This window comes from Rhodoplanes roseus, assembly GCF_003258865.1.
Lineage (GTDB): Bacteria > Pseudomonadota > Alphaproteobacteria > Rhizobiales > Xanthobacteraceae > Rhodoplanes > Rhodoplanes roseus.
The window spans coordinates 1-267 of record NZ_NPEX01000851.1 but is presented as its reverse complement, the minus strand read 5'-3'; the positions used below and the strand labels follow the sequence as shown (position 1 = coordinate 267).

1 protein-coding gene is annotated in these 267 nt (G+C 63.7%); it reads right to left on the bottom strand.

All coding sequences use genetic code 11. The features are described 5' to 3' along the window. Positions 1-267: sugar phosphate isomerase/epimerase family protein (locus CH341_RS32705; RefSeq protein ID WP_146604788.1), on the bottom strand; the 267-nt coding region annotated here is incomplete at both ends.

Sequence of the window (267 nt, the reverse complement as noted above, 5' to 3'; positions counted from 1 at the left end):
GAGGAATGCGTGCAGCGGGTAGGATCCGTCACCCCAGGCGAGATGGGCGCCCCCATCGTCTCCGTCGATGAAATGCACATGCGCCAGATCCGGCCCGAAGCGCGCGAGATAATCGCCGATCGTCTCGCCGGCAGCCGCCATCGCAGCCGTGTCGAGGATGGCTTTCACCGCAGGAGAACGAAGCTCCGCCATCATCTGGGCGAGATCGGCACTCGTGTTGATGACGTTCGATTCCGCCCGCGTCAGCGGCTCCAGCAAAAGCGTGAT